The sequence below is a fragment of the Devosia sp. XGJD_8 genome (assembly GCF_046614475.1).
Classification (GTDB): Bacteria; Pseudomonadota; Alphaproteobacteria; order Rhizobiales; family Devosiaceae; genus Devosia.
Genome location: NZ_JBKJHF010000001.1, coordinates 1,490,628 through 1,513,311 on the forward strand (window position 1 = coordinate 1,490,628; position 22,684 = coordinate 1,513,311).

The 22,684-nt window shown below is 65.6% G+C and carries 17 protein-coding genes; 12 read left to right on the forward strand and 5 right to left on the reverse strand.

Annotated elements, in window-relative coordinates; all coding sequences use genetic code 11:
* Positions 1–8 precede the first annotated feature (8 nt).
* Positions 9–4,619, reverse strand: a complete 4,611-nt coding sequence (locus tag ACLI1C_RS06990) for an NAD-glutamate dehydrogenase (protein ID WP_411396160.1) — start codon at positions 4,617–4,619, stop codon at positions 9–11.
* Positions 4,620–4,982: 363 nt separating this feature from the next.
* Here ACLI1C_RS06990 and ACLI1C_RS06995 point away from each other — a divergent pair, with 363 nt between their 5' ends.
* On the forward strand, positions 4,983–5,996 hold the full coding sequence (locus tag ACLI1C_RS06995; protein WP_411396161.1) for a sulfate ABC transporter substrate-binding protein: 1,014 nt from the start codon (positions 4,983–4,985) through the stop codon (positions 5,994–5,996).
* 47 nt (positions 5,997–6,043) lie between these two features.
* Here ACLI1C_RS06995 and ACLI1C_RS07000 read toward each other — a convergent pair whose 3' ends face one another.
* The 3 genes from ACLI1C_RS07000 to ACLI1C_RS07010 form a co-directional block, all read right to left on the reverse strand.
* Positions 6,044–6,322 (reverse strand): DUF6894 family protein, encoded by a 279-nt coding sequence (locus ACLI1C_RS07000; RefSeq protein ID WP_411396162.1) that lies wholly within the window; start codon positions 6,320–6,322, stop codon positions 6,044–6,046.
* 50 nt (positions 6,323–6,372) lie between these two features.
* Positions 6,373–6,912 (reverse strand): flavin reductase family protein, encoded by a 540-nt coding sequence (locus ACLI1C_RS07005; protein ID WP_411396163.1) that lies wholly within the window; start codon positions 6,910–6,912, stop codon positions 6,373–6,375.
* A 160-nt stretch (positions 6,913–7,072) separates the two neighbouring features.
* Positions 7,073–7,675 carry a superoxide dismutase gene (locus ACLI1C_RS07010; RefSeq protein ID WP_411396164.1) on the reverse strand — a complete coding sequence of 201 codons (603 nt, stop codon included), beginning with the start codon at positions 7,673–7,675 and terminating at the stop codon, positions 7,073–7,075.
* A gap of 26 nt (positions 7,676–7,701) precedes the next feature.
* Here ACLI1C_RS07010 and ACLI1C_RS07015 point away from each other — a divergent pair, with 26 nt between their 5' ends.
* From ACLI1C_RS07015 to ACLI1C_RS07060, 10 genes are all read left to right on the forward strand, one after another.
* Positions 7,702–8,445 carry a helix-turn-helix transcriptional regulator gene (locus tag ACLI1C_RS07015; protein WP_411396165.1) on the forward strand — a complete coding sequence of 248 codons (744 nt, stop codon included), beginning with the start codon at positions 7,702–7,704 and terminating at the stop codon, positions 8,443–8,445.
* Positions 8,442–8,933, forward strand: coding sequence for a group III truncated hemoglobin (locus ACLI1C_RS07020; RefSeq protein WP_411396166.1), 492 nt, complete (start codon positions 8,442–8,444; stop codon positions 8,931–8,933). Before ACLI1C_RS07015 ends, ACLI1C_RS07020 begins: the two co-directional genes overlap by 4 nt.
* A gap of 133 nt (positions 8,934–9,066) precedes the next feature.
* On the forward strand, positions 9,067–10,104 hold the full coding sequence (locus tag ACLI1C_RS07025; protein WP_411396167.1) for a sulfate/molybdate ABC transporter ATP-binding protein: 1,038 nt from the start codon (positions 9,067–9,069) through the stop codon (positions 10,102–10,104).
* 88 nt (positions 10,105–10,192) lie between these two features.
* Positions 10,193–11,791: a diguanylate cyclase gene (locus ACLI1C_RS07030; protein WP_411396168.1), complete on the forward strand. Its 1,599-nt coding sequence runs from the start codon at positions 10,193–10,195 to the stop codon at positions 11,789–11,791.
* Complete coding sequence (locus tag ACLI1C_RS07035) at positions 11,788–12,282, forward strand: GAF domain-containing protein (RefSeq protein ID WP_411396169.1); 495 nt, start codon at positions 11,788–11,790, stop codon at positions 12,280–12,282. The genes ACLI1C_RS07030 and ACLI1C_RS07035 overlap by 4 nt, the downstream gene beginning before the upstream one ends.
* A gap of 189 nt (positions 12,283–12,471) precedes the next feature.
* A complete protein-coding gene (locus ACLI1C_RS07040) occupies positions 12,472–13,401 on the forward strand; it encodes an ABC transporter permease (RefSeq protein WP_411396170.1) in 930 nt (309 codons plus the stop codon).
* Positions 13,398–14,570 carry an ABC transporter permease gene (locus tag ACLI1C_RS07045; RefSeq protein WP_411396171.1) on the forward strand — a complete coding sequence of 391 codons (1,173 nt, stop codon included), beginning with the start codon at positions 13,398–13,400 and terminating at the stop codon, positions 14,568–14,570. Before ACLI1C_RS07040 ends, ACLI1C_RS07045 begins: the two co-directional genes overlap by 4 nt.
* Positions 14,567–15,619 (forward strand): ABC transporter ATP-binding protein, encoded by a 1,053-nt coding sequence (locus ACLI1C_RS07050; RefSeq protein ID WP_411396172.1) that lies wholly within the window; start codon positions 14,567–14,569, stop codon positions 15,617–15,619. The genes ACLI1C_RS07045 and ACLI1C_RS07050 overlap by 4 nt, the downstream gene beginning before the upstream one ends.
* Positions 15,620–15,642: 23 nt before the next feature.
* Complete coding sequence (locus tag ACLI1C_RS07055; RefSeq protein ID WP_411398247.1) at positions 15,643–16,686, forward strand: ABC transporter ATP-binding protein; 1,044 nt, start codon at positions 15,643–15,645, stop codon at positions 16,684–16,686.
* A gap of 98 nt (positions 16,687–16,784) precedes the next feature.
* Positions 16,785–18,365 carry a peptide ABC transporter substrate-binding protein gene (locus tag ACLI1C_RS07060; RefSeq protein ID WP_411396173.1) on the forward strand — a complete coding sequence of 527 codons (1,581 nt, stop codon included), beginning with the start codon at positions 16,785–16,787 and terminating at the stop codon, positions 18,363–18,365.
* A 188-nt stretch (positions 18,366–18,553) separates the two neighbouring features.
* Here ACLI1C_RS07060 and ACLI1C_RS07065 read toward each other — a convergent pair whose 3' ends face one another.
* Positions 18,554–19,021, reverse strand: coding sequence for an Lrp/AsnC family transcriptional regulator (locus ACLI1C_RS07065; RefSeq protein WP_411396174.1), 468 nt, complete (start codon positions 19,019–19,021; stop codon positions 18,554–18,556).
* A 159-nt stretch (positions 19,022–19,180) separates the two neighbouring features.
* On the opposite strand from ACLI1C_RS07065, the gene putA reads away from it, so the two are divergent.
* A complete protein-coding gene (gene putA, locus ACLI1C_RS07070) occupies positions 19,181–22,675 on the forward strand; it encodes a bifunctional proline dehydrogenase/L-glutamate gamma-semialdehyde dehydrogenase PutA (RefSeq protein ID WP_411396175.1) in 3,495 nt (1,164 codons plus the stop codon).
* Positions 22,676–22,684 lie beyond the last annotated feature (9 nt).

A 22,684-nucleotide genomic window follows, 5' to 3' on the forward strand; every position in this document is an offset into this window, starting at 1 on the left:
GATGGGCGTCACACCTCGCGCGCCAGATCCGCCAGAAGACCCGCCGCCACCGACAGCCGCGATACGGTGAGTTCGCCCTGCGTTAGCTCGGCCACCGCCGCGGCGGTACGCGCGATCCCCGGCTTCTGCTGCGCCGACCAGCCAGCCAGCCCGCCTTCGGCCTTGAGCACATCGGCCGTTAGGTCGCGCTGGGCACGCATCAGGTTGGCCAGCGCCCGGTCCAGCGCCATGCGGTCGAACCGGTCGTTGAGCGCGATGGCCCGTCCCTGCTCGATCACCGGCCACAGCCGGAATGCCGCGAACACCCCGAAAAACGCCGCCGCGCCATCCGCTACCGAAACGCCCGCCCGCTCGCTGACCAGCACAATGTCGCTGGCATAGCTCAGCACCGGCAGTTCCGCGATGGCCCGCGCCGTCGCCTCCGGCACGTCCTGCGCCACCAATTGCGCAGTCCTGGTCGCAATGCTCTCCGCCAGCGAGGCGGGCAGGGTCGTCCCCAGCATGTCCCGCAGCGCCGCGACGCCCGCGCCATGCCGCGCCACCAGCCCGGCCAGTCCCTGCGTTACATCCGCATTGCGCAGGAACCACAGGCTCTCCTGCCGCAGCAGGTCCATCACCGCGCCATAAAGCCCCAGCTGCACATCGCCCGCCACCACGCCATCCAACGCATCGATGGCGGCATTGAGCCCCGTCAGCCCATAGGCGTCGCGCGTCCCGGCATAGGCCAGCGCCACTTCGCCCGGGCTGGCGCTGGTCGCGGCCCGCAATTCGCTCACAAAGGCCGGGCCTCCCCGGTTGATCATGGCATTGGCCAACACCGTCGCGATCACCTCGCGCTTCAGCCGGTGCTGGGCCACCGCGTCCGGATAGGCGCCATGCAGCGTCTCGGGGAAATAGCGGTAGAGCTCCCCCGCCAGGTACGCGTCGTCGATCGAAACGCCCTCCAGCAGGTCCGCATAAAGCGTCAGCTTGGCATAGGCCAGGATCACCGCCAGTTCCGGCCGCACCAGCCCCTTGCCCGTCAGCGCCCGCGCATCCATCACCGCATCCGACGGCAGGAACTCCACCGCCCGGTCCAGCAATCCGCGCGCCTCCAGCCGCTCGATCAGCTCGCGATGGTCGGGCAGTTCGCCCGTGCCCGCCCGCTCCGCCAGCGACAGCGCCAGCCCCTGCAGGTAGTTGTTGCGCAGGCACAGCGCCGCCACTTCATCTGTCATGGTCACGAGAAACGCATTGCGCTCCGCGAGGCCGAGCGAACCATTGGCCATCAGCGGCGCCAGCGCGATCTTGATATTGACCTCGAGATCGCTCGAATTGACGCCCGCCGAATTGTCGATGGCGTCGGTATTGATCCGCCCGCCCTTGAGTGCATATTCCACGCGCCCGCGCTGCGTCACGCCCAGATTGGCCCCTTCGCCGACCACCTTGGCGCGCAGGTCATTGCCGGTGATGCGGATGCCGTCATTGGCCCGGTCGCCCACCTCGGCATCGGTCTCGGCGCTGCTTCGCACATAGGTGCCGATCCCGCCGAACCACAGCAGGTCCACCTCCGCCTTGAGAATGGCCGACATCACCTCGCCCGGCGTCGCCTGGCTGGCCACCAGGCCCAGCGCCGTCTGCATTTCCGCCGTCAGCGGGATGGATTTGAGGCTCCGCGGAAACACGCCGCCACCCGTCGAAACCAGCCCCTTGTCATAGTCCTGCCAGCTCGAGCGGGGCAGGGCGAACAGCCGCTGCCGCTCGGCAAAGCTGGTCGCCGGGTCGGGATTGGGGTCGATGAAGATGTCGCGATGGTCGAACGCCGCCACCAGCCGGATGGCCGGCGACAGCAGCATGCCATTGCCGAACACGTCGCCGCTCATGTCGCCCACGCCGGCCACGGTAAACGGTTCGCGCTGGATATCGCGGTTCATCTCGCGGAAATGCCGCTTCACCGTTTCCCAGCCGCCACGCGCCGTAATGCCCATTTCCTTGTGGTCGTAGCCGGCCGAGCCGCCCGAGGCAAAGGCATCGCCCAGCCAGAAGCCACGTCCTGTGGCAATGGCATTGGCCGTGTCCGAAAAGCTCGCCGTGCCCTTGTCCGCCGCCACCACGAGATAGGGGTCGTTCCCGTCCCGCCGCACCACATCCTGCGGCGGCACCACGGCGCCCTCGACCAGGTTGTCGGTCACATCGAGCAGCGCCCCGATAAAGATTGAATAGGCCGCCACGCCCTCGGCCTGGAACGCTTCGCGCGCCATGCCGGGCACCAGCCGCTTGGGCACGAAGCCGCCCTTGGCGCCCACCGGCACGATCACCGCATTCTTGACCTGCTGCGCCTTGACCAGGCCCAGCACTTCGGTGCGGAAGTCCTCCGGCCGGTCCGACCAGCGGATGCCGCCGCGCGCAATGGCGCCAAAGCGCAGATGCACGCCCTCGACACGCGGCGAATAGACCGAGATTTCGCGATAGGGCCGCGGCGCCGCCATGCCCTCGACCAGCCCGCTGTCGAACTTGATCGCCAGTGCCGGCATCCTTTTGCCCTGCGCGTCGCGTTGGAAGGCATTGGTGCGCACCGATGCCTCCACCAGGTTGACGAAGCGGCGCACGATCGTGTCCTCGTCGAGCGAGGCCATGGCATCCAGCGCCGCCGAAATGCGCTGCCGCGCCGCCTCGGCGCTGACCTCGCGGTCCTGCTGCCGCGGGTCGTGCAGGGCGTTGAACAGGCCCACCAGCCCTGTCGCCGCCTCGGTCTGCTTCACCAGCACATTGGCGATATAGCGCTGCGAATAGGAGGTCCCGATCTGTCGCAGATAGCGCGACAGCGCCCGCAGCAATGCCGCATCGGTCCAGCCCAGCCCGGTTCGTGTCACCAGCGCATTGAGCTGGTCGCTCTCCGCCAGCCCGTCCCACACCGCCAGCAGTCCCTCTTCCACCGCCGGCCCTAGGGCCGCAACGTCGAAGGCCCCGCCATCGGCTGGCTCCAGCACCATGTCGTGCAGATACCGCTCCACGCCGTCGCGTGGCACGATCGTATAGGTGCGCTCGTCGATCACCCGGAAGCCGAAGGCCTCCAGCATGGGCACCCGGTCGCTCAGCGGAATGGCGCTGCCGCGATGGTAGAATTTCAGACCAAGCGAGCCGTCGGTGCCCTCGCGTGTCTTGAGGCGGATCGCCACGCCCGAGCCATCGCCCAGCCCGCGCATGACGTCGATGTCGGCCAGCGCATCGGCCGCCGAATGGCGCGACTGATAGGCTGCAGAAAAGGCCCCGCGATAGTCGCTGATGATCGCTGGGTCGCTTGCCGTCGCGGCCAGCACGTCGCCGAAATTGGAGGTCAGCGAATCGACGCGCGCCTCCAGCTCGCTTCGGCTCGGCTGCGGCGTCGGCCCCGATACCCGGCCGATGATCACATGCAGCCGCACCAGCTCGCCTTCAGGGAAATGCGGATAATAGGCCGAAACCCGCCCGTCATAGACCTGCGCCAGATAGCGCGCGATCCGGGCCCGCGCTTCCCCGTCATAGCGGTCGCGTGGCACATAGACGAGCACCGAGACGAAATTGTCGAAGCGGTCGATGCGCGGCAGCACGCGCACGCGCGGCCGGTCGAACAGCGCCGCAATGGCGGTGGCGAATTCGAACAATTGCTCGACGCTGATCTGGAACAGTTCATCGCGCGGATGGCTGTCCAGCGCGCTCAGCAGGGTGCGCCCGTCATGCCCCAGCGGATCAACCCCCGATTTGCGCATCACCTCGGCAATCTTGCGCCGGATGATCGGTACATCCGTATGCGGCGTCACCAGCGCCTGCGCCGTGAACAGGCCCACGATGCGCAACTCGCCCGTCGCCTTGCCATCGGAATAGGTCTTGATGCCCACATAGTCCATGTGCACGCGCCGGTGCACCCGCGCCCGCACATTGGCCTTGGTCACCAGCAGCGGTTCGTCCGACGCCATGAAGGCGGCGTGCTGTGGCGTCGATTCCACAAAGGTCGGGCCGCTGCGCAGCACCTTGAGGTCCGGGTCGCGCAATATGCCCAGCCCGCTGCCCTCCACCGGCTCCAGTCCGCCCGCGGCAATGCGATAGTCCCGCATACCCAGGAAGGTGAAATTGTTCTCCGTCAGCCAGTCGAGAAACCGCAGCGGCTCTTCCTTCTGCGGTGACGGCGATTTCTGCAGTGCGGCGATCGTCGCCCGCATCCGCATCAGCATCGGTTCCCAGTCGTGCACGGCCCGGGTCACCTCGGCCATGGTTGCCTCGATCTCGGCGGTCAGCGCCGCGACATCGGCGACCGGGTCGCTGTGGATATGCAACACGCTCAGCGGCCGTCCGCCGCCGTCTCGCACCACGGGATGGGTGAAGAGCTGCACTGTGCCGCCCGCCGCCCGCACCGCGGCCAGCGCGCTGTCGACGATGAAGGGCATGTCGGGGGAAACGATATCGAGCACCAGCGGCTCACCGGCCCGCTCCGGCGGGCGCGCCACGATCTGGCTGCGGTCGCCCTTGTAGGCCAGCAGGTGCTGGTACGATTGCCGCAGGATCGCTTCGAACCGGTCCGGCGCCTGTCTTGCCAGGTCATCGCCATCCGTCGCCAGGATCGCCGCCTTGAAGAAGCGGGCAAAGCCTGCATCTTCCGTCATCAGTGCAGCAACCCGCTCCAGCAAGGCTGGTCGGTTCGATTGACCCAGATCCATTCAGCGACTCCCAAAACGCCCCTGCAGTCTAGGGGGCATGCGGCCCCCTGTCTGCCATACGATTGCATAATAGCGTCGGTTCGGAATGGTGCCATTGCGCCGCCAGAGGCGGGGCGGCGGCGTTAGGGTTCTGGTCACATTCTGGAATGAGATTGCGTCTGCGGGGTAAATGCGGGTCGCAATGCGAGTCTTTTGCGGATTTTTCGGCGATTGAAGCAAGATGTTTCTGCGGCGCCCGCGCCCGCCGCCAAACTTCGCCTTGTTATACTCTACTAGTCTGGTAGTCTAATGGCATCAGCGGAGACAGCGATGAAACACGCAACGAAACTGCTTTCCTATGCCGCCCTTGCCGCAGCCCTCGCGCTCGGCTTTGTGGTCACTACCCACGCCCAGGAACGGACCCTGACCAATGTCAGCTACGATCCGACACGCGAATTCTATGAAGCCTTCAACGAGGCCTTCGAGGCCCATTGGCAGTCCACCACCGGCGAGACGGTGTCTGTGCAGACCACTCATGGCGGCTCCAGCACCCAGGCCCGCTCCGTTATCGAGGGCCTGCCGGCCGACATTGTCACCCTGGCGCTTGAAAGCGACATCAACGCCATTTCCGATGCCGGCCTGCTGCGGCCCGATTGGCGCGGCACCTTTGACAACAACAACGCGCCTTACACCTCGACCATCGTCTTCCTCGTCCGCAAGGGCAATCCCAAGGCCATTGCCGATTGGGGCGATCTGATCGGAGAGGGCGTCGAGGTCATCACGCCCAATCCCAAGACCTCGGGCGGCGCCCGCTGGAATGTCCTGGCAGCCTGGGCCTGGGCCAAGGCCCAGCCCGGCGCGACCGATGAGACTGCACGCACCTATCTCGCCGAGCTGTTCCGCCATGTGCCGGTTCTCGACACCGGCGCGCGCGGCGCCACCATCACCTTTGCCCAGCGCGGGCTGGGCGACGTGCTGCTGGCCTGGGAGAACGAGGCCTATCTGGCCCTGCGTGAAATGGGTCCCGACAGTTTCGAGATCATCACCCCGTCCGTCTCCATCCTGGCGGAGCCGCCCGTTGCCATCGTCGATTCCAGCGTGGATGCACGCGGCACCCGCAACGTGGCCACGGCCTATCTCGAATATCTCTATTCTGACGAAGGTCAGGCGCTGGCCGCAGCCAATTACTACCGCCCCTTCCGGCCCGAGGCCGCTAATCCGGACGATATTGCCCGCTTCGGCGCGGTCAACCTGGTGACTATCGAGGATTTTGGTGGCTGGCGTGAAGCTCAGCCCGCCTTCTTCGGCGATGGTGGCGTCTTCGACCAGGTCTATAGCCAATAGCACCGCACACCCGCAGCAATGCCGGCCCAAAAGGCCGGCACTTTTGTCTAGTGCACCGTCACCGGCTCGACCGGCGTCTCGGGTCCCTCGGTCAGCTTCGGCCCGGCCCAGAATACCAGGTAGAGCAGTTCTTCGCCTGACGCGTCGGTGATCTCGATGGAGCGGGGCACCCGCGTGTCGCCACCGGTGCTGGCGGCCTGCTCGACGATTGCCTTGGCCAGCGCCGCCGCATTGTGCTCCGCCGCTTCCAGGTCCGGCAGGTCGCTGCCGTCCACGTCCCGAACCAGTTCTTCATCCGTGCGGTAGTGAAAATAGAACCGGGGCATGAGCTGCCTCCCTCGGCGAGGATGGTCATAGCTTGGCAGCTTCGCGCCCGTCAGTCGAGCCCGCCCAGCTGGTGATAGTGGTGACGCTGCCACAGTAACGGCGATCGGCTGGTTGTGGTTTCCGCCTCCACCACCGCTCCGGCAAACAGCACATGCGTTCCGGTCTCCATCGACCCCACCACGTCGCAGTCGAGCGCCGTCACCGCGCCCAGCAGCATCGGGTGCCCAGATGGCCATTCGCCCCAGCTGGCGGCGCTGAACCGCTCCTGCGGCGCCAGCCGCCCGGCAAAGGCATCGGCCACGGCCGTCTGGTCGTCCGCCAGCAAGGCGAGGGAAAATCCGCCCGTCTTGGCGATCAGGTCGGCCAGCCGGCTCATGATGTCGATCGAGATCAGGATGGTCGGCGGGTTCATCGACAGCGACAGCATCGAAGTCACCGTCCGCCCGATGCGTTCCTCGCCCCGGCGCGCCGTCACCACGCTGACCGTGCTGGCCATGGCCGCCATCGCCGAACGGAACTCGGTATTGCCAACCGGCGGCCGCCGCGGTGGACGCAGTCGCATGGCATCGGGCAGCTCAAAATCGGCCATCAAGTCACAAAGTCCTGTTCGGGCCCCGCGCATCCAGACACGCAACGCCCAGTCAATTCACTACGTCATTACCGCGCAGGCGGGTATCCCCGTCGGCGCGGCAATACGGCAACGCATGGAGGCCTGCTCCGGTTTGCCGGCCCCTTATACGACGGGCGTCCTAGCCCAGATTGGCTTCGGCGAATTCATAGTTGGCCAGCTTGTCGAGGAAGTTCGTCACATAATCGGGCCGGCGGTTGCGGAAGTCGACGTAGTAGCTGTGCTCCCACACATCGAGGCCCAGCAGCGGCTTGCCTTCGCCGGTTGCCAGCGGGTTGGAGCCGTTCGGCGTCTTGGTCACCTTGAGCTTGCCGTCGGTGCCCAGCACCAGCCAGGCCCAGCCCGAACCAAACTGGGTGGTCGCCGCCGTTTTGAACTGCTCCTTGAACGCCTCGACCGAGCCGAGGTCGCTGACGATCTTGGCTTCCAGCTTGCCACCCAGCTTGCCGCCGCTAGGCGACAGCGCATTCCAGAAGTGGATGTGGTTCCAGTGCTGCCCGGCATTGTTGAACACTGGCGCCAGCTCCGCCTTGCCATTGGCGAAGGCGATGATCTCTTCCAGCGACTTGCCCGCCAGCTCGCCATTCTTTTCGACGAACCCGTTGAGTGCCGTCACATAGGCCTGGTGGTGCTTGTCGTGATGCAGTTCCAGCGTTTCCTGGCTCATGCCACGTTCGGCCAGCGCGGAATGGGCATAGGGCAGGGCGGGAAGTTCGAAAGCCATCTGGAGTCTCCGTGATAGGGCGGCGCTTGCATTTCCATGCGGCGCCGTTTAATTTCCAAGTGATGACTTTGAAAACCTCCGGCGTGAATATGTCAAGCCAGAACTTGGAAAACGCGGTTCCAGCCAATGTGGCCTGGTCGCCGCGTAGTCCTGCCGAGCGCGTGCTCATGGCGCTCAAGATGCATGGCGCCCTCTCGGCCTCCGCCCTCGGTCCCATGCTCGGCACCACCGGCGAGGCCGTGCGCCAGCAATTGGCCCGTTTGGCCCAGGATGGCCTGGTCGTCGCCACCAGCGAAGCACGCGGGGTAGGGCGCCCCACCCAGCGCTGGAGTCTCACGGCCGCTGCCCAGTCTCGCTTCCCCGACACCCATGCCGCGCTGACCGTTCAGCTGCTGGACATTATCCGTTCATCATTGGGGCCAAATGCTGTCGAAACCCTCATCTCCGCCCGTGAGGATCTGACCCGCACAGCCTATCAGTCCACGCTCGATCCCCGGCAAACCCTTCGTGACAAGGTCGCCGCTCTTGCCGATCTGCGCTCCGCCGAAGGCTATATGGCCGAGTGGCGCGAAGAGCCGGACGGCTCCCTTCTCTTGATCGAAAATCACTGCCCCATCTGCGCTGCAGCCACGGCCTGCCAGGGTTTCTGCCGAGCCGAGCTCGACGTCTTCCGCTCGGTCCTGGGCCCCGATACTTCGGTCGAACGCAGCGAACACATCGTCTCGGGCGGCCGCCGCTGCACCTATTCCATCAAAGAGTCCCGCGCATGACCGAACACAATCCGCGTCCCCCCGTCGGCACGCGCCACCAGCGCGTCGGCTGGGAAACGCCTGAGGGCCTCGACGAAGCCATGATCCGCGCCGTGGTCGACCGCTTCTATGCCGATGCCCGCCGCGACCCGGTCATCGGCCCGGTCTTCAACCGCATCATCGCCGCCGAAGCCTGGCCCGCCCACCTCGCCACCATCGCCGATTTCTGGAGCTCCATGCTGCTCGGCACCGGCCGCTATGCCGGCCGCCCTATGCCCAAGCACATGGCTATCCCCGAACTGTCCGACGCCCATTTCATGCGCTGGCTGGCCCTGTTCCGACGCACTGTGGACGAGCTGTGTCCCCCCGATATCGCCGCGCTGTTCATCGAGCGCTCCGAGCGCATAGGCAACAGTTTCCGCATGAATATCGCCATGCGCCGCGGCGAGGATATCACCACCATGGCTCCCCTCGAGCGCGAGACGCCGCTCTGGACGCCACCGCGCTGAGCGCAACATTGTCGCGCCAGGGCGCCATGCGGGCACAATTTTCCGCCGCCGCCCCTGCAAACGCCAAGCCTCTCCTTGAGAAACGCGGGCGATCCTCTAGGGTCGCGCCGGCGATGCTACGAGGTTGAAACATATGGAAGTTCGCGTTCAGAATGTGCGCAAGGAATTCGATCGCTTCCCGGCGCTGCATGACGTTTCGCTCGATATCCGCTCGGGCGAGCTGATCGCGCTGCTCGGCCCCTCGGGCTCGGGCAAGACCACGCTGCTGCGCCTCATCGCCGGCCTCGAAATGCCCACCCAGGGCCGCATCTTCTTCGGCGATACCGACGCCTCCGAAAAGACCGTGCAGGAGCGCAATATCGGCTTCGTGTTCCAGCACTATGCCCTGTTCCGCCACATGACCATCCTCGACAACATCGCTTTCGGCCTCAAGGTGCGCCCGCGGTCGAGCCGTCCCCCCGCCGGCGAAATCCGCCGCCGCGCCCTCGAATTGCTCGATCTCGTCCAGCTCGCCGGCCTCGAAAAGCGCTATCCCAGCCAGCTGTCCGGCGGTCAGCGCCAGCGTGTCGCCCTGGCCCGCGCCCTGGCCATCGAGCCGGCCGTGCTGCTGCTCGACGAACCCTTCGGCGCCCTCGATGCCCAGGTCCGCCGCGAACTGCGCAAATGGCTGCGCGAAATCCATGACCGCACTGGCCACACCACCGTCTTCGTCACCCACGATCAGGAAGAGGCCCTCGAACTCTCCGATCGCCTCTGCGTCATGAGCCAGGGCAAGGTCGAACAGGTCGGCACCCCAGATACGGTCTATGACCATCCCACGTCGCCCTTCACCTTCGGCTTCATCGGTGAATCGAGCGAATTGCCTGTCACCATCGCCAATGGCGAAGTCTCCTTCGACGGCCGTGCCATCGGCATTGCCGCCGGCAATGCGGCCCCCGGCCGGGCGCGCCTGTTCTTCCGTCCCCACGATGTCGAACTGGTCGAAGCCGATGCTGCGCTTTCCGGCCTGATCACCACGTCGCGCCGCGTCGGTGGCACCCGTCGCGTCGAGCTGGCCCTGGGCAGCGAGGACCACCGCGTCGAGGTCGATCTGCCCTTCGATCATCCGGCTGCCGAACAGACCCGCATCGCCTTCCGCCCCCGCCGCTGGAAACTCTTCCCCGCCGCATAGCGCGCATGCGCGTGGCGCGTCGCGCCGCGTTAGCATTCTGGCCACCGAATCCGGCTATGCTGGACTGCCTACACACTGAGAGCGTCCGGTGTCCGACTATCCCGCTGGCCTGATTGATGGATTTACCCGCGGCACCCACCTGCTGCGCGCCGGCCTCTGCGACGAGGCCATGGTCGAATTCCGTGCCGTCTACGCCGAGGCCCGGCACCTCCCTGATGAAGATCTCATGGCCGCCTGCCTCTGCGAGATGGGCTGGTGCAGCTACAAGCTCGGCCAGACAGAGCAGGCGCTGGAATGCGCCATGGGCGCACGCGGCCTCCGCCAGCGGCAGGGCAACACCACCGAGCTTGCCCGCGCCATGGCCGTCGAAGCCATCGTCTTCCTCGATCTCGGCTTCAGCGACGAGGCCTTCGATCTCTCGGCCGAGGCGGTGGACCTGGCCCAGGCCGGCAGCGATCCCGCCATTCTCGCCTTCGCGCTCAACGCCAAGGGCCTCGTCCTGGCCGTGTGCCGCGAGACCGAACTGGGCATGGCGCTGATCGAACGCGCCGTCGCCCTGGCCGCCGAACAGGCCAATATCGCTGCCGAAGCCTATTACCTGCTCAATCTGGGCTTTTGCCACACCAAGATCGCCGAGGAAGCCGAGACCTTCGGCGAACCTGGCCGCGCCATTGGCGAGCGCGAGGCCGCCATCGACCTCTCCGAGCGTGCCATTGTCCGCGCCGAAAGCAGCGGCGACCACTGGACCCTGCGCGTCGCGCTCTGCAACACCGCCGAAATGCTGGGCCTGCAGGGCCGTCACGACCTGGCCCTTGCCTATCTCGAACGCCATTCCAGCCTGCCCGGCGATCCGGGCCCGAGCCTGCGCATCCATTATCTCTATACTTTGGGCGATATCGCACTGCGTTCCGGCGATCTCGCCCAGGCCAGCTCCATTTTGGAACAGGCCCTGGCCCTGGCTGGTTCCACTCAACAGCTCGATCACCAGGTCAATTCTGCCCGCAAGCTGGCCGAGGTCCTGGAGACCATGGGCGATGCCGCAGCGGCGCTGGCCATCTACAAGCGCTTCCACGCCCTCTACGTCACCCAGTCAGGCGAGACCGCCCGCCGTCGCGCCCGGATCGAGGCCATCCGCGCCGAAACCGAGCAGTGGCGCAGCCGGGCCACCACCCTGGCCGATCAGGCCCTCAACGACGCGCTGACCGGCATCGCCAATCGCCGCAGCTTCGACCAGATCCTCAATCGCCTGGCCGGCACCCCGATCGCCCTTGCCGTGCTCGATCTCGATCACTTCAAGTCGGTCAACGACCGCTTCTCCCACATCGTCGGTGACGCCGTTTTGCAGCGTGTCGCGCGCGCCATAGTTGACCAGATCGGCCCGCATGGGCACGCCGCCCGGCTCGGCGGCGAAGAGTTCGGCCTGATCTTTCCCGACGCGTCCGAAGCCATTGCCGCCGCGTTCTGCGAGGGCGTCCGCATTGCCATTTCCTGCACCGACTGGTCCGATATGGCGCCTGGGCTCGAAGTCACGGCCAGCATCGGCCTGGCCGCAGGCGACGGCACCGCACCCTCGGGCGAGCTGATGCAGCTTGCCGACAACCGCCTCTACATCGCCAAGCACAATGGCCGCGACCGTCTAGTGCTCGCCGATGACCCGAACCTCGACAAGCAGAGGTGGCGGGCATGACACGCGACGCCTTCCGCCAGTTCGAGGAAAAGCTCGCCCGTTACGACGATCCGGCCGAGACGGGCGCAGCGCTGCACGAACTCGCCGCCGCTCTCATTCCCTGCCACCTCTTCACCCTCACGGCCATCAATGGTCCGGCGGGCCATGTCCGCCGCGTCTATTCCAGTCATCCCGACGTCTATCCCCTGCTGGGCACCAAGCCGCTGGTGATCGATGACTGGTTTCGCGCCATGCAGACCGAGCGGCGCATCACTGCCATCAACACCGCCGCCGGCATGGAAGGCCAGTTCCCCGACCTGGCCCTGATCCGCTCCCTGGGCTGCAACAGCTCCCTCAGCGTTCCCGTCATGGCCGGCAATGATCTGCTAGGCACCATCAACGCGCTTGATGCTGAAGGCAGCTATCCCGACGCCATGCTCGACCGCGCCGCCGACCTGATCATCCCGGCCACCGCCGTCTTCCTGATCCTGCGCGCCCATTTCGCGCTCTAGCACGGCGTGTGACACAACCACCGCTCCATCCCCCTTGCGGGGAGGGAGACGACTGAGGCATTGCACCCGCAAAATATCTCCTCCACCCACCCTTGCAGTAAAAAAATTTTGGTGGTGAGATAGTAATTATGTCAGACACTTGCGGCTGCCCATTCCCCGCGACGCCCACACCCCCCGGGACGCGCTGACATGCCCGCCTACATCCTCCAGCGCCTGGGAATGATGCTGCTCACGCTCTGGGCCATCGTTACGCTGACCTTCTTTCTCATGCATGCGGTGCCCGGTGGCCCCTTCGTCTCCGAGCGCATGCTCGCGCCCGAGATCGAAGCCGCGCTCAACGCCAAGTATCGCCTCGATCAGCCCATCTGGCTGCAATATCTCGCCTATCTGCGGGGCATCCTGACCTTCGATCTCGGCCCCTCGTTCAAATATCCCGGCATCTCGGTCAACACCATGATCGCCGATGGCCTGCCAGTTACCCTGCAGACCGGCCTGCTCGCCGTCATCTGCGTCATTGCCCTGGGCATTCCCCTGGGCATCATCGCTGCGCTCAACCGCAATCGCTGGCCCGACACCACGGTCATGCTGCTCGCCACCATCGGCGTCGCCATCCCGAGCTATGTCATCGCCACCGTCACGCTCTATGTCTTCGCCCTGCGCCTGGGCTGGGTGCCCACCTTCGGCCTCGATGACTGGCGCGGTTACATCCTGCCGGTCTTCGCACTCTCCGGCTTCTGGGTCAGTTTCGTTGCCCGTCTCACGCGCTCATCGCTGCTCGAAACCTTCGAGCAGGATTACATGACCACCGCCCGCGCCAAGGGCCTGCGTCCCGGCCAGGTCCTGTTCAAGCACGGCCTGCGCAATTCGCTGGTGCCCGTCGTCACCGTTCTCGGGCCGGTCGTCGCCAATCTCATCACCGGCAGCTTCGTCATCGAGCAGATCTTCGCGCTGCCCGGCATCGGCCGGCAGTTCGTGCTCTCCATCACCAATCGCGATTATACCGCCATCATGGGCATCACCATCTTCTACGCCGCCGCCCTGATGGTGATGATCCTCATCGTCGATCTGCTTTACGCAGTGCTCGATCCCCGCATCAAGCTGACGAGCGCCGCCGCATGAGCGATATCGCCCCGCAGATGTGGGAAAAGCTGGCCCCGGTCGATGCCGCCCCTGTCGCCACTGCGCCGAGCCTCACTTACTGGCAGGATGCCCGCCGCCGCCTTTGGGCCAACAAGCCGGCGGTGGTGTCGATTGTCTTCATTATCCTGCTGATCCTGGCCGCCATTTTCGGCCCGCTGTTCAGCCCCTACAGCTACGCCGACCAGAACCTGCGTCTGTCCAATATCCCGCCCGCCTTCGAAACCTACAGCGTCGCGGACGGGCAGGGGGGCACCATCCGCTTCTTCCTCAATGCCAGTAACTTCAACCTCTACGAGGTCGATACCGATGGCCATGTCCTTGGCCTGCTGCGCGGCGAGCGCAAGGACATGCTGAGGAAGTCGCAGGCCTTCATCTTCGGCGACACCACCATCACCCTCGACTATTCCAGCCTCCCGGCGAGGCTCCTCGCCGCAGACGGCGCCGCCATCACGCCCTCCGGCTGGTCGTGGAACCGCACCTTTCTCTTCGGCACCGATCAGCTCGGCCGCGACGTCCTCGTCCGCCAGCTCTACGGCGCCCGCATCTCGCTCACCGTCGCCTTCGTCGCCACGCTGGTGAACTTCTTCATCGGCATCTTCTATGGCGGCATTGCCGGCTATATCGGCGGCAAGACCGATGCCGTCATGATGCGCATCGTCGAGATCATCTCCACCATCCCGCTGACGCTCTATGTCGTCCTGCTCATGGTGGTGTTCGACAGCGGTCTCTATTCCATCATCATCGCCATCGGCTCGGTCTTCTGGGTCGACATGGCCCGCATCGTCCGCGGTCAGATCCTCTCCCTCAAGCAGCAGGATTACGTCGCCGCTGCCCGCACCATGGGCGCCTCGACATCGCGCATCCTCACGCGCCACCTGTTGCCCAATTCCATCGGCCCCATCATCGTCACCCTGACCATGCTGATCCCCTCGGCCATCTTCATCGAGAGCTTCATGAGCTTCATCGGCCTGGGCGTCACCCCGCCGCTCGCCTCCTGGGGCACGCTCACCTCCGAGGCCGTCGAGACCATGCGCGCCTATCCGCACCAGCTCTTCTTCCCCGCCGCCGCCATCTCCCTCACCATGTTCGCCTTCAACTTCCTTGGCGATGGCCTGCGCGACGCGCTCGACCCGAGGTTCCGGAAATGACCATTCCGCAAATGAACCCCGTCCTGTCCGTCCGCGATCTCGCCACCTCCTTCTTCTCCCAACGCGGCGAAGTGCAGGCCGTGCGCGGCGTCAGCTTCGATGTCTTTCCCGGCGAGGTCCTCGGCATTGTCGGGGAATCCGGTTCCGGCAAGTCCATCACCGCCATGTCCATCCTGCGCCTGCTCAAGGCCTCCGGCCGCATCAAGTCCGGCTCCGTGCATTTCGACGGCCAGGACCTCACCGCCCTTGACGAAGCCGATCTCCGCGACATCCGCGGCAACCGGATCGGCATGATCTTCCAGGACCCCATGACCTCCCTCAATCCCACCCTCACCGTGGGCGAACAGGTCATCGAAACCATCCTGCGCCACCGCAAGGCCACCCGCGCCGAGGCAAGGGCCCGCGCCGTCGAGCTCTTCGAACTCGTCCGCATCCCCTCCGCCGCCGAACGCCTCAAGTCCTATCCGCATGAATTCTCCGGCGGCATGCGCCAGCGCGTCATGATCGCCATCGCCCTGGCCTGCGACCCAAAACTGCTCATCGCCGACGAACCCACCACCGCGCTCGACGTCACCATCCAGCGCCAGATCCTGGGCCTGCTCAAGGATCTCCAGTCCCGCCTCGGCATGGCCATCATCCTCATCACCCACGATCTCGGCGTCATCGCCGAAGTCACCGATCGCATCGTGGTCATGTATGGCGGCCTCGTCATGGAAACCGGCCCGGTCCGCGACCTGTTCGCCCGCCCCATGCACCCCTATACGCGCGGCCTTCTCGCCTCCGTCCCCGACCTGCGCGACGAAACCCATCGCCGCCTCACCCCGATTCCCGGCAGCCCGCCCGACATGGCCCATCCGCCCACCGGCTGCCCCTTCACCCCCAGATGCCCGCACGCCATGCGCCAGTGCCAGGCCGCCCTGCCACCGATCTTCGGCACCGGGCAGGGCGCCCGCTGCTGGCTCCACCACCCCGACGCACCTTCTTCCTTTACCTCTCCCTCTGGGGGAGAGGTCGGCGCGCAGCGCCGGGTGAGGGGGCCTTCGTCATGACCACCAATCCAACCGCATCCGCGATGCGCCACCTCCCCCTTGATGGGGGAGGCCGGGAGGGGGTGGGGGCCCAGACTCCGGGCCAACCCCTCGTCTCCATCCACAACCTCCACAAACACTTCACCACCGGCCGCGCGCTCTTCGGCCCCAGGCCCATCCTCCGCGCCGTCGATGGCGTCACCCTCGACATCAACTGCGGCGAAACCCTTGGCCTCGTCGGCGAATCCGGCTGCGGCAAGTCCACGCTCGCCCGCACCCTCATCCGCCTTTACCGGCCCACCTCGGGGTCGATCCATTTCGACGGCACCGATATCGCCACCGCCGCCGAACGCGATCTCGTCCCGTTCCGCCGCCGCGTGCAGATGATCTTCCAGGACCCCTATGCCAGCCTCAACGGCCGCATGACCGTCCGCGACCTCATCGCCGAACCCCTCGAAATCGCCCGCATCGGCACGCCGCAGTCGCGCACCGCCAAAGTCCACGATCTCCTCGCCCGCGTCGGCCTCCATGCCGACCACGCCAACCGCTTTGCCCATGAATTCTCCGGCGGCCAGCGCCAGCGCATCGGCATTGCCCGCGCCATCGCACTGGAGCCCGATCTCGTCATCTGCGACGAACCTATCTCGGCCCTCGACGTCTCCGTCCAGGCCCAGGTCGTCAACATGCTCGAGGACCTGCAGGATCAGCTGGGCCTCACCTACCTCTTCATTACCCATGACCTCTCGATGGTCCGCCACATCTCCGACCGCATCGGCGTCATGTATCTCGGCCGCATCGTCGAGCTGGCCTCCAATACCGATCTCTATCGCCGCCCGTCGCACCCCTATACCCAGGCCCTGCTGGCCTCCATTCCGGTCCCCGATCCCACCGCGGCGCGCCCCGCCGCTCCGGTAGCCGGCGAAATCCCGAGCCCGCTCCACATTCCCTCCGGCTGCCGCTTCCGCACCCGCTGCCCCATCGCAACGGATCTCTGCGCCGCAAGCGAACCGGAGCTCAGAGATATCGGCGGGGGGCACCTCGCCGCCTGCCACTATGCCGGCGCTGCGCCACCTCAACCGGCGGCGTAAGCCAATCGCAAGCAGGCTGGCAGCAAACCACAAGCTTGCTGCCGGCAAAACGACGCAAAGGCTGGGTCGGAACCCCGCCCAAAACAGGAGAGAAGACGATGACCAGACACTTCCTGCCGCTCCTCACGGCGGCCTTCCTCGCCTCCACCGCCGGCGCCTTTGCCGCGGGCGAACTGACCTATGTGGTCAACAATGAAAGCGCCAAATACGACCCCGGTACCACCGCCGAAACCTTCGCCGCGCCCATCATCGGCAACACCTTCGAAGGCCTCGTTCGCTTTGATTCCAATGGTGAAATCGTCCCGGCCCTCGCCGAATCCTGGACCGTGTCCGACGATGGCCTGACCTATACTTTCACCCTGCGCGACGCCAAGTGGAGCGACGGCCAGCCCGTCACGGCCGGCGATTTCGAATATGCCTGGAAGCGCGTCCTCAACCCCGCCACCGGCGCCATGAATGCCGCCATGCTCTATTCCATCGTCGGCGCCGAAGAGGCCTACAACGCCGCCGGCGCCGGCGAAATCGCCATCTCCGCCCCCGACGACAAGACCCTCACCTTCACCCTCAAGCAGCGCGTCCCCTACATGATGCAGCTGCTCACCTACACCACCTTCTTCCCGGTCCGGCAGGACGTAGTCGAGGCTGATCCCGAAGGCTGGACGCGCAACCCCGCCACCTTCATCGGCACCGGCCCCTTCCGCGTCACCGAGTTCAACCAGGGCGAATCCGTCGTCTTCGAAAAGAACCCCGAATATTACGACGCTGCGGCCGTTTCGCTCGACAAGTTGACCTTCCGGTTGATCCCCGATCCGGCCACGGCCCTCGCCGCCATGGAAGCCGGCGACGTCGACGGCATCGAATCCGTACCCGCCCCGGAAATTCCGCGTCTCTCGGTTGAATCCGATGCCTTCCTCGTCGTGCCGGCGCTGGGCACCACCTACGCCTTCTTCAATCCGGCCCAGGCGCCGCTCGACAATCTCAACGTCCGCAAGGCTCTTTCCATGGCCATCGACCGCGAGGAAATCGTCGAATTCGTGCTGCAGTCCGCCGACATCCCGGCCATTGGCCTCGTCCCGCCCGGCATGACCATTGCCGGCGAGGATTTCACCGAAGGCCGTGACACCTTCGGCCTCTCCGAAACCGCTGACGTCGAAGGCGCCAAGGCTGCCCTGGCCGAGGCCGGCTACCCCGATGGCGAGGGCTTCCCCGAAACCCTCTATGTCACCTATTCGTCCCCGCCGATCGAAAAGCTCCTCGAAGCCATCCAGCAGATGTGGAAGCAAAATCTCAACATCGACGTCGATATCCAGGCCACCGAATGGCAGGTCTTCTATCCTGAAGTGCAGAAGGTTGAATACCAGATCGCGCAGATGGGCTGGGGCGCCGACTATCCGCACCCCATGACCTTCCTCGACAACTTCGTCACCGGAAGCCCCAACAATCTCAACAACTGGTCCAATGCCGACTACGACGCGGCCATTGCTGCCTCCAAGGCCACGGGCGACGAGGCCGAGTCCCTCGCCGAAATGCGCAAGGCAGAGGCCATCCTGATGAATGACCACGTCATCCTGCCCCAGTACCACCGCAACAACTACATGATGATGAGCCCCAAAGTGACCGGCTTCTGGCGCTCGACGCTCAACGTCCCATACTTCCGCGATGCGGTGATCGCTGAGTAAGGCGCAACCAAAGGTCAAAACGCGCCACCGGAGCGTTTTGACCTCTTCCGCGCAAGGGTGGAGCCAACCACCGGTCGTCACCCTCGGGCTTGACCCGAGGGCTCTGCACTGACCGCCCGCTCCACAAGTGAAGTCCCCTCGGGTCAAGCCCGAGGGTGACGATCGAGCTTGTCAGGCCGTCGGAGAACCTACTCCTCGTCCCCCTTCACCGCCTCCATCGACACATGCGTGCTCGTATGCGCCACATGGGGCAGGGCGGATATCCGCTCCCCCAGCACCTCGCGGTAATCGGCAATATCCTTGGTCCGCACCTTAAGCAGATAGTCAAAGCTCGACGCGATCATATGCGCCTGTTCCACCTCCGGAATCGCCCGCACCGCCTTGTTGAAGGCCGTGAGCGCCGCCTTGCGCGTATCGCTCAGCTTCACCTCTACAAAGGCGACATGCGGCAGTCCCAGCCGCTTGGGGTCGATCACCGCGCGATAGCCCAGGATATACCCCGCCTGCTCCAGCCGGGTTATCCGGGCCTGGCAGGGCGTCTTGCTGAGGTTCACCCGTCGGCTCAGCTCCGCCACGCTGATCCGCCCATCCCTGGCCAGTTCATCCAGAATCCGCCGATCGATCTGGTCCAATGTCTCGTAGGTGACAGTTTTCATGGGCATTTGTCCTGCAATATGCGCACAGGATAACGCTTGTCATCGCGATTTGCCATCAGATCAGGTGAAACGCCTACCGGTGTCGTGACATCCTCTGCTCAACCAACAGACCTCGTAGTGAGCCCGTCGAACCACGAGATCGTGCCCCCAGAGTCCACAATGTCCATCACCGCCGCCCGCCAGTCCCTTCGAGCCCGCAACCTCGCCGACGAGACCCAGCTCGTTCGCCAGCTCATCACCGAAACCGGCCTCGATACCGCCGCCCGCGCCAGCATCTCCGCCAAGGCCGAAAAGCTGGTAGAGACGGTCCGCACCGGCAATCGCCTTGGCCTGATGGAGAGCTTCCTCGCCGAATACGGTCTCGCCACCGACGAGGGCGTCGCCCTCATGTCCCTCGCAGAGGCGCTGCTCCGCGTGCCTGATGCTGAAACCGTTGATGCCCTCATCCACGACAAGGTCGGCAGCTCCGACTGGACCGCCCATTTCGGTGCCTCGTCCAATCAGCTCGTGAACTTCTCCTCCTGGGCCCTCAGCCTCACCGCCGATGTTCTTGGTGACCCCGAAGTCGGCCCGAAAAACGCCCTTCACCGCGCCATTGCCCGCCTTGGCGAGCCCGTCATCCGAACCGCCGTCGCCCAGGCCATGCGCCTGCTCGGCAGCCAGTTCGTCTTCGGCCGCACCATCGATGAAGCCATCACCAATGCCAGAAAGCCCGAGAGCCTGGGCTACCGCTATTCCTACGACATGCTGGGTGAGGCCGCGCGCACCTCGCCCGACGCCGCCCGCTATTTCGACGCCTATGCCCGCGCCATAGCCAGCCTCGCGCCGCACTGCACGGCAAGCTCGGTCCGTGACAACCCCGGCATCTCCGTCAAGCTCTCCGCCCTTCACCCGCGCTACGAGTTCGCGCAGCGCCACCGCGTCATGGCCGAACTCGTTGCAGCGACTCGCAAATTGGCGCTGGCGGCCAAGGCGGCCAATATGGGTTTCAACATCGACGCCGAGGAAGCCGACCGGCTCGACCTGTCGCTCGACGTCATCGCCGAAGTCCTGGCCACCCCCGAACTGGCCGGCTGGGACGGCTTCGGCGTCGTCGTCCAGGCCTATGGCAAGCGCGTCCTGCCACTGATCGACTGGCTCGACGCCACCGCGCAATCCCTCGGCCGCCGCATCATGGTACGCCTCGTCAAGGGCGCCTATTGGGATGCCGAAATCAAGCGCGCCCAGGTCATGGGGCTCGATGGCTATCCGGTCTTCACCCGCAAGGCCTCCACCGACATCAGCTACATCGCGGCCGCGCGAAAGCTCTTTGCCGCCGCAAGCATCTATCCCCAGTTTGCCACCCACAACGCCCACACCGCCAGCGCCATCCTCCACCTCGCCGCCGAAGCGGGCAGGGGCGCCGACAGTTTTGAGTTCCAGCGCCTGCACGGCATGGGCGAGCGCCTGCATGAAGTCCTGCGCACCGAACACGGCACCCGCACCCGCATCTACGCCCCGGTCGGCGCCCACAAGGACCTGCTCGCCTACCTCGTCCGCCGCCTGCTCGAAAACGGCGCCAACGGTTCCTTCGTCTACCAGATCGCCGACGAAGACATTCCGGCCAGCGTGGTAGCGGAAGACCCGATCGGGAAAGTGCTGGTGCTCGACGCCATCCCCAACCTCGCCATCCCATCCCCCGCCGCCATCTTCGCCCCCCGCCAGAACTCGACCGGCCTCGACCTGACCGACCCCATCGCCTTCCCAACCATGGAGGCCTCCCGCGCGGCCTTCGCCACCACCCAGTGGCAAGCAATCCCCATCGTGGCCAACCATCACCCCCTCCCAGCCTCCCACATGAAGGGGGAGGTGCTGTCTGGTGGTCGTGACTCGATTGAGTCAAGCGAGTGGAGAGAAACCTCCCCCTCTGATGGGGGAGGTAGGAGGGGGTGGGGCCACATGCGCGAAACCCTCGCACTGACCAACCCCGCCAATCCCACCGATCACCTCGGCACCGTCATCAACGCCACCCCGGCCGACGTCACCGCCGCCATCGCCGCCGCCACCACCTCCGGGTGGCCCACCACCCCCGTCGCCACCCGAGCGACGCTCCTCAGCGCCACCGCGGACCTCTACGAAGCCCACCGCCCCGAGCTCTTCGCCCTGCTCGCCCGCGAAGCCGGCAAGACCTGGTCCGACGCCGTTGCCGAAGTCCGCGAAGCCGTCGATTTCCTCCGCTACTATGCCGCCGAGGCCGAGCGGCAGCCCATGGCAATCCCGCGCGGCCCCATCGCCGCGATCTCGCCGTGGAATTTCCCGCTCGCCATTTTCACCGGCCAGATCGCCGCGGCGCTCGTCGCGGGCAATCCCGTCCTGGCAAAGCCGGCGCCGCAGACCCCGCTCATCGCCTTCCGCGCCGTGCAGCTGATGCATGAAGCCGGCATCCCCCTCGACGCCATCCAGCTCCTCCCCGGCGCCGGCGAAGTCGGGACCGCGCTGACGTCCGATCCCGCCATTGCCGGCGTCGTCTTCACCGGCTCGCTCCCCACCGCCCACAAGATTGACCGGGCAATGGCCGCAAACCTGTCGCCCACGGCCCCGCTCATCGCCGAGACCGGCGGCCTCAATGCCATGATCGTGGATTCCACTGCGCTGCCCGAGCAGGCCGTGCGCGATATCCTCGCCTCGGCCTTCCAGTCTGCCGGCCAGCGCTGCTCGGCCCTGCGCGTGCTTTACCTTCAGGAAGACGCCGCCGAGCGCACCATCGAGATGCTCAAGGGCGCCATGGACGAGCTGACCATGGGCAATCCCTGGGACCTCAGCACCGATATCGGCCCCGTCATCGACGACGCCGCCAGGTCAAAAATCCAAGCACATATCGATAGTTACGAGCGTTCGGGGAATCTGATTCATCGCTTGAAGGCGCCCGGTCAGGGCACCTTCATTGCCCCAACCGTCCTCCGCGTCAGCGGCATCGAAGCGCTCCAGGAAGAGATCTTCGGCCCGGTCCTGCATATCGCGACCTTCAAGGCCGATCAGCTCGACGTCGTGATCGAGGCGATCAATGATTCCGGCTACGGTCTCACCTTCGGCCTGCATACCCGCATCTCCTCGCGCGTCCGCAAGGTCTCGAACGAAGTCCATGCCGGCAATATCTACATCAACCGCAACCAGATCGGCGCCGTCGTCGGCTCGCAGCCCTTTGGCGGCGAAGGCCTGTCCGGCACCGGCCCCAAGGCCGGCGGCCCGCATTACCTGCCGCGTTTCACCCAGGGCCATGGGCATGCGGAAATCGCACCGCAATTGCTGCCCGGTCCGACCGGCGAGAGCAATGTCATGCATACCGTGCCACGTGGTGCGCTGGTCTGCCTCGGCCCCACCGAGGCCGACCGTGCGGCCCAGCATGCTCTGGCCGAAGCCGCCGGCTGCATACCCCTGGCCTTTGATCTGGACCTCGATGCCCTCTCGATGGCGACCACCTTCGACGCCGTTGCCTGGTTCGGCGACGCCGAGACCCTGCGCGCCATTCGCCGCGCCTTGGCCGATCGCGACGGCCCCATCCTGCCGCTGCTCACCAGCGCCAGCGACACCGCCCGCCTGCAGATCGAGCGCCATGTCTGCATCGACACCACGGCTGCCGGCGGCAACGCCAGCCTCATGGCGCAGGCGGGGTAGGGGGAGCCC